The sequence below is a fragment of the Flavobacterium sp. genome, from assembly GCF_031363805.1.
Taxonomy (GTDB): Bacteria; Bacteroidota; Bacteroidia; order Flavobacteriales; family Flavobacteriaceae; genus Flavobacterium.
Map to the genome: position 1 here is coordinate 1 of NZ_JANLVD010000137.1, position 6,494 is coordinate 6,494.

Sequence of the window (6,494 nt, forward strand, 5' to 3'; positions counted from 1 at the left end):
GTACGTCCAAAGTCAAATATATTTGATTTCCCCGCACCCTGAAACTGCCAGTTTTGTTCTATAAAAACTTCAAATACACACTTTTGAACATTGGCTTCTTGGAGTACTTGTGTTTTTGAATTTAATTTATGGGTAGACAAATAGCCTGTTTGCGCTCCACTTGGTGGTTTGGTTTGTGGTTTGCTTTCTGGTTTGAAAGTTACTACATCTACTTTTCGGGTAAAGCGTTTGAGTGGTTTAAGGTCTAAACTTTGTATAACTTGACCATCGCTGTCTTTTTTAATTGGAGTTGGTGTTAAATCTGCATTTGTCATCGCAGTATCACGAAGTTGCACTTCTATATATTGGTCAAACAGCGCTTCGGTGTAGATGTGCAAATAGACTGTTGAACCGTATGCTACTGGTTTGGTAATTTTATTTTCATCTCTGTCTTTCCATTCGGCAGCAATAATTTTAGGAATGCCTGTAGCCTGTACATAAATTCCATCGCCTGCACTTCCTGTGGGTGGGTCTGCAACTACAGGTGGTTTGGCATCTTTATTTTCCGATCGAAAGGCTTCCAACCAACACAACCCACCACCTTCAAGAAACTTTGGAAAACTAATTTTAAGTAAATTTAATCCACTCCTGAAATTGGCTTGTGCCTCACTTGTTATTAGTTCATTTGCTTTGTAATTGTATTTTTTTCCTTTGCTCACTATTTGCCAGCACCACTCTACATCTGCATAAGTTTTGGCTTCAATGCTATCTGTACTTTCTATGGCAACACTAAAATCACCTGCTTGTTTTAAAATTAGACTTGATTGACCTTTATCATATTTGGCATCGCTCGGTGGTGCTAATAATTTTATTTTTAATTTTTGGCTCATAATTTCGTTTGTTTATTTGCTTTCAATTATTCTTATTCCTCTTTCCACATCCATATTAAATCCTGGCAATAATTGATTTAAAGTTTCAGGATTGCTGCTTTCGGCATTTTTTTTGGTCATAGCTGCTGTTTGCCCATGGTTTTTAATGGAAATGCAGTCTGGTCCTCCTATTGGGCAAGTGCCTTTGCTACTTTCTAGAAGTGGATTGCCTTTGTTTTCTTCGTAGGTTACTTTTTCGTAAAATCCAGTCCATTGCGTAATGATGGCTTGACAAGGCAAATAGCCAGAACTAGAGGGTTGCATTTTGCATTTGCCAAAAGTATTTTTTTCCAAAGTTTTACCAATATCTTTATTTGTGGCTACCAGTTTTTCTTCGCCTTCATCGTTGGCAAAGTGCATGGTTTGAGTTTTTACCTTCAATACATCTGTTTGGGGAGATTCGCTAAACTTGCATTGGCAAGTCGCGCTTTGTACTACGTAATGTTTTTCAGCCATGTTTTAGTTTTGTTTAATAATTCGATATTTTTGTAAAAATAAGTTTTTACTGCTTAACTTGTTAATTTTAAAGATGTTATTTGTCTACAATTCGCAAATTTCAACAATTGTAGTTTTACTATTATTTTTATCGATCTTGGTTTTAAAATTTGCCGTTATCAAAAAAACACTCCTATCTGTAGCGTTCAAAGAATATTCTATTTCCAATTCAGATTCAATGGGTGAAAATGTGACATTTGATAATTCATATTTCAGAACGCTATCTCCATTCAATACTTCATCAATTGTTCTATTATCTGTAGCTTTACCTTTGGCATTAATTATAATTTTGTTGGTGGGCGAGCAGTTTTCATTTATGGTGTGGATGGCTTCGAACTTGGCAGACTTGTCGCCAAAAATAGGATAATCTCTTTGTACCAAACGGCTTAAAGCATCTGTGTAACTTATGTATAATGGTGAAAAAAACAGAGTGAAAAACCAATTTTTATATAGCGATTGTAGTAGTTGATTTTCGTCTAGTACTATTACATCTACAGCATCAATTATTTTTTGAACAGTTTCTCCATTATAATATTCTTTTATATTTTCCTTTTCAGACAGCCAGCGCTTTTTGATGTATTTATAATTTACAATACCAGAAATTTGTCCGTATTTATTTATATTGAGTTGCAATGGATATAGTGTTTGCCCTGCTCTGTACAGTAAGTTTTCAATTTTGGAGTCAGGTACAGTATTGTTAATAAAAACTTGTTTCTGATTGATTTCAAAAATAAAGTGTTGATTTTTATGATCAATACATTCCACTTCTATTTCGTAGTGAATGTTCGTTTTCAATATGTTATTTTCTAAACTTTTAATCAGAATACCATAGTTTTTTATAGTTTTAAAAAGTGTCAGATTAATTTCATGATTATTTATAAAGGGAACTTTGTTCATATAGAGTATTGTTTTCAGAAAATGCTATGCAAATTTAGATAAATAACCTCAATCATATGCTTTTTATACCATCAACTGTTGTAGACAGCTTAAACTAATATGGTTTAGGCTATTTACAGTTGAGAATTATATAAACTGCATATTGTTTAGACTGTCTACAGTTGACAATGGAGTAAACTACATGTAGTTTAGACTGCCTACAATAAACAATGGCTTTTTTAAACCTAGTTTGCTCTGTTTACTATAAACAATGAGATGTGTTTTTTATAAAAAAATGTAGTTTCATGAAAAAATATTCACAAAGTATTTGATGTTAACTATTTTTGAATACTTTTGAATTCTAACAAAAAATTATTTTATGAAACTTTACACGTTAAACGTTGCACGTTTGCAGTACCTAGAAACTGGACAATTTATTATTCGTTTTTTAACAGATTTTGAAAGCTTAAATCTAGATGCAGCCACAGATCCAGAATTTAAAAGCCTTTATGACAGCTTAAAAACCCAATCGCCAATATATGATTTGGCTTTAATGCAGATAAGAGCCAAAGCCGAAACGGAACTACTGATTGCTCAAGACGATATTCGCGACAAAAAATTGGGTACATTACGCCGTGCCATTGGGGTTTATAGATATAGCGATGAGCCAGCGGAACAAGCTGCTTACAACTTACTAAAAATATTGCTTACTGTTTATAAAAATATTGAAACGGCTAATTTTGAAGCCGAAAGCTTGGGTCTTGCCAATCTGGTTGCAGAGTTCCGAAACGCTACTTACTTGCCAGCGGTACAAACTTTGGGACTTACCACGCATGTGAATAATTTGGAAACGGCAAACAATAATTTCAAAACTACGTTCAACACCCGCTCCACTACGACTATAAACACTGCGGTGTATGATACCAAATTGCTCAGAAAAAATATTTTGGCAACTTACAAAGATTTGGCAGAATATGTATTTGTCATGGCAAAGCGCAAAAACACTGCTTTTTTTGTAGATACTTTTACTGTTGTTAATAATGGTAGAAAATATTTTGCAGATATATTGGCTAGGCGTTTGGGTAATGGTGGTGATGTACCACCAACAGTTTAAAAAATAAATATTATGATTTATATAGCTATTATTGCTCTAATTATTAATTTTTTTAATGTTTGGATGAATTATTATAAAAGTAAAGAAACATATTTGCCTGCACTTCAAAAATTAGGAGCGACTGTGAATGCTTATAATAATAATCATTATTTTAAACTTTTTATAAATATTATACTTACTTCTGTGACACTTGTATTAATTTATATTGTTTTCGCAACCTGTTTTAGTATTTGGGTTATACAGTTCAAGCAATCGATAGTTGGTTTGTTTATTGCATTGACGCTGTTTTCATTGTTAACTATAGGGTGCATTTATTATTACACAATTAATAATGATAGTATATATTCGGAAGAAGGGAATTAGAAAAATCAAAAACGCTAGTATTACTGGCGTTTTTTTTTTGTGAAAGATAAAAGTTGTCTATTGCCGAAGTAAGTTTATAAAAAAGTTTAACAAAATACGGTTTCCCGTAATTTATATTGTATCGAAAAAATTACCTTTGAAAAACAGGTATAAATACAGGGAGGGTTTGAGGTGTTTTGGTTTATATTTGGGATGATATTATATATTGACAATCAATGGTAATTTGGTAGGTGTGAAATTGAAAGTACCCAATATAACAAGTTTATAAAATGTTGATAATCAAAAATAAGTAATGACAATAAATAATAAGATTTGGTATGATTTAGTTCATACAAAATTTGGAGATGAATATTTGATACTATATTTGCGAAGACAAAGAACATATCGTAAGTGGTTTAAGGTATTAACTCTTCTCTTTTCAGCAAGTGGTATATTTAGTGCGTTTCAATTAGCTCAGATTCCAACAATTATTTCTTGCGCTCTAATAGGTTTGGTTCAATTAGCTACTAGTATTGAAAACTTTATCATTCATTCAGAAGATGATCTAGATAATTTGAGTAAATTAAGAATGTTATATTACGAAAGACTCATAAGACTTGAAGAATTATATCATTCATATTTAAATGATAAAATTCTAGATCAAGAAGCCAGCGAAGAGTTTTTCAATCTCAGAAAGTCTGGAAAAGATATTGAGGAAATGGACAATAAATTAAACGTTAGAAAATTTAATAAGCTCACAAAAATTGCAGATATTACTACAAATAATTATTTAAAAACATATTATTATGAATAATGATGAAAAACAACGGTCAAGTCAAAATGGTCAACGTTACGAAAGACAAGAAAGAACCAAAAGAGATTCGCATGGCGAATTAATTAAAGGAAATGTTCCAAGAATGGAAAATCCACCTGAACCGCCAAAGAAAAAGTAAAATATTACATTTAATCCCAGTTTAAGAAACGTAAAGTTTTTTTGCTACCCTAAATTTCAATTTCATCAAAAAGTGTAATTTTAAGCAGAACTACGCCTGTCTATAAACTATAGCAACCAGTATTTGGGAATACTTTGATGGTCACGTATCTCTCAATTTTTAACTTTATATTGTTTTATCCGTGGTTTTGATGTCGTAAACATTTACAAGTTGATAAGTTTTTTAATAGCGAAAATTTTATCTTCAAAATCGCCAACTTCTTACAGCTAAAAACTTTATGAAACATAAATTAAAACATGAATACAGAATATTATATAATAAATAAAAATATTTGCCTTGATAGTAATCAATGGTCAATTTTAATTGGTGGAATTGGAGTATTCCTAACTTTATTTGGTTTTATTGTTGCCTTTAGAATATATAGAAGGCAAAAATTAGATGATGCTACTGACGCCTTTGTTTTTTTTCAAGCATTTTTACCAATATTAAAAGATTCAATAATTGATACTATTGAACATTTAAATCAATTTCATACATCCTTAAATGACCCAAACGATAACTTTATTACTCCCATTTTTAACTCTTCCTTAAGCGATAGATTTTTGAGTAGAATAAATATTGTCGATTTGAATCGTCATTATCTTTTATGTAAAAAATCTAAATATGACACTTTCAAAAATTTCATAACTAATTCTAATTTTATTGGAGACTATTTAAATTATTTCACTACTGAAATAGATTTTTTTCGACAACATTATAAGGAAAAAGAACAAATATATTCTGATTGGCAGCTGTTACGATCTAATAAGTTTTTCACTTCAGTATATGACAAGGATGAAAATAGACAATATAAAACTTTTTACGCTAATTGGGTTGAAGAATTAAGTCGAGATAATGAAGTTTTTGAATTCAATAAGGAAGGATTTCCTCAATCTGTTATTAGTAGAAAATTACTTGTGGAAAAGCACATAAATAAGTTACGCTATGAAATATTCCCCTTTATTCCGCAAAGTGAAAAAGCTAACGAAATTAATCTTATTGCAAATAAAATTGTTATGGCTTATGAAGATATTACAGCATTTAAGCTTAGAATGAGTTCAAGTATTTCCAAAGACATTGATAAATTTAACGAAATTTTAGATGAGGTCAATACATTATTGAAATAAATTGACAATTCGACCTGGCAGATATGCCACAATCGATAGCACAGAGTTTAATTCTGTGCTCATAATCTGACCTCGAAAATAGCCGTAATCCTTAAATTTGACACCTTGAATATCGTTTACTCTCCACTAGCCATGATTGAAGTGGAAATTTTGCAGGAAAAAATAATATTATTTTCTTGACCATAAGAGCGACCAAAGGAAGCTCCTTTTGAGCAATGAAAATAAATTATTTTGAGAGATTGCTTCGTTCCTCGCAACGACAAATTGAAACGGAAAGCAGGACACGAGCTGCAAGCAAACTGACGAAGTAATGGCTTCAAAAAAATTATTTACCAGAACTGGTGGCTATTACAAATTTTAAATTGTTCTTCACTCCTATTTGCAATACATCGACCAAATCCTGAACCTGCAAGTTAAAAGGTATTCTAACCACAACCGATTGGTCTTTGGTTTCACCGAGTTTTGATAATAAAGTGGCTTCCAATTCGTCGAATGAAACTTCTTGTTTGTCCAGATAAAATTTCTTTTCGGCAGTTACAGAAAGTGTGATGTGTTGCTTGTTGGTTTTTTCGTTATTCTTGGCTTTTGGCAATGTCATTTTTATAACATTTGGGTTTGCCAATGTGGATATAATGAGAAA

8 protein-coding genes and 1 pseudogene are annotated in these 6,494 nt (G+C 31.4%); 5 read left to right on the top strand and 4 right to left on the bottom strand.

Annotation, left to right across the window (positions count from 1 at the left end; translation table 11 throughout):
- The 3 genes and pseudogenes from RMN92_RS08255 to RMN92_RS08265 form a co-directional block, all read right to left on the bottom strand.
- Positions 1 to 869 (bottom strand): annotated as a pseudogene (locus RMN92_RS08255) (hypothetical protein); the annotation flags it as partial.
- Between the two features lie 12 nt (positions 870 to 881).
- Positions 882 to 1,364, bottom strand: coding sequence for a DUF4280 domain-containing protein (locus RMN92_RS08260; protein ID WP_309608995.1), 483 nt, complete (start codon positions 1,362 to 1,364; stop codon positions 882 to 884).
- A gap of 84 nt (positions 1,365 to 1,448) precedes the next feature.
- The gene (locus tag RMN92_RS08265) at positions 1,449 to 2,300 is read right to left on the bottom strand and encodes a hypothetical protein (RefSeq protein ID WP_309608996.1); all 852 of its coding nucleotides are present in this window, start codon (positions 2,298 to 2,300) and stop codon (positions 1,449 to 1,451) included.
- Positions 2,301 to 2,658: 358 nt separating this feature from the next.
- Between RMN92_RS08265 and RMN92_RS08270 the strand changes: the two genes are divergently transcribed.
- The 5 genes from RMN92_RS08270 to RMN92_RS08290 all read left to right on the top strand — a co-directional run bounded on the left by RMN92_RS08270 (position 2,659) and on the right by RMN92_RS08290 (position 5,854).
- Positions 2,659 to 3,393: a DUF6261 family protein gene (locus RMN92_RS08270; protein ID WP_309608997.1), complete on the top strand. Its 735-nt coding sequence runs from the start codon at positions 2,659 to 2,661 to the stop codon at positions 3,391 to 3,393.
- Positions 3,394 to 3,405: 12 nt separating this feature from the next.
- Positions 3,406 to 3,756: a hypothetical protein gene (locus RMN92_RS08275; RefSeq protein ID WP_309608998.1), complete on the top strand. Its 351-nt coding sequence runs from the start codon at positions 3,406 to 3,408 to the stop codon at positions 3,754 to 3,756.
- A gap of 292 nt (positions 3,757 to 4,048) precedes the next feature.
- Positions 4,049 to 4,549, top strand: a complete 501-nt coding sequence (locus tag RMN92_RS08280) for a hypothetical protein (RefSeq protein WP_309608999.1) — start codon at positions 4,049 to 4,051, stop codon at positions 4,547 to 4,549.
- Positions 4,542 to 4,688, top strand: coding sequence for a hypothetical protein (locus RMN92_RS08285; protein ID WP_309609000.1), 147 nt, complete (start codon positions 4,542 to 4,544; stop codon positions 4,686 to 4,688). The genes RMN92_RS08280 and RMN92_RS08285 overlap by 8 nt, the downstream gene beginning before the upstream one ends.
- Before the next feature lie 296 nt (positions 4,689 to 4,984).
- On the top strand, positions 4,985 to 5,854 hold the full coding sequence (locus tag RMN92_RS08290) for a hypothetical protein (protein ID WP_309609001.1): 870 nt from the start codon (positions 4,985 to 4,987) through the stop codon (positions 5,852 to 5,854).
- A gap of 325 nt (positions 5,855 to 6,179) precedes the next feature.
- On the opposite strand, the gene RMN92_RS08295 is transcribed toward RMN92_RS08290, so the two are convergent.
- Positions 6,180 to 6,494, bottom strand: a 315-nt coding sequence (locus tag RMN92_RS08295; protein ID WP_309609002.1) for a biopolymer transporter ExbD, incomplete at its 5' end; no start/stop codon positions are given.

Excerpts from the sequence above, each read along its gene's own strand:
- RMN92_RS08260 (WP_309608995.1), bottom strand. The coding sequence starts at position 1,364 with ATGGCTGAAAAACATTACGTAGTACAAAGCGCGACTTGCCAATGCAAG.
- RMN92_RS08265 (WP_309608996.1), bottom strand. The coding sequence starts at position 2,300 with ATGAACAAAGTTCCCTTTATAAATAATCATGAAATTAATCTGACACTT.
- RMN92_RS08270 (WP_309608997.1), top strand. The coding sequence starts at position 2,659 with ATGAAACTTTACACGTTAAACGTTGCACGTTTGCAGTACCTAGAAACT.
- RMN92_RS08275 (WP_309608998.1), top strand. The coding sequence starts at position 3,406 with ATGATTTATATAGCTATTATTGCTCTAATTATTAATTTTTTTAATGTT.
- RMN92_RS08280 (WP_309608999.1), top strand. The coding sequence starts at position 4,049 with ATGACAATAAATAATAAGATTTGGTATGATTTAGTTCATACAAAATTT.
- RMN92_RS08285 (WP_309609000.1), top strand. The coding sequence starts at position 4,542 with ATGAATAATGATGAAAAACAACGGTCAAGTCAAAATGGTCAACGTTAC.
- RMN92_RS08290 (WP_309609001.1), top strand. The coding sequence starts at position 4,985 with ATGAATACAGAATATTATATAATAAATAAAAATATTTGCCTTGATAGT.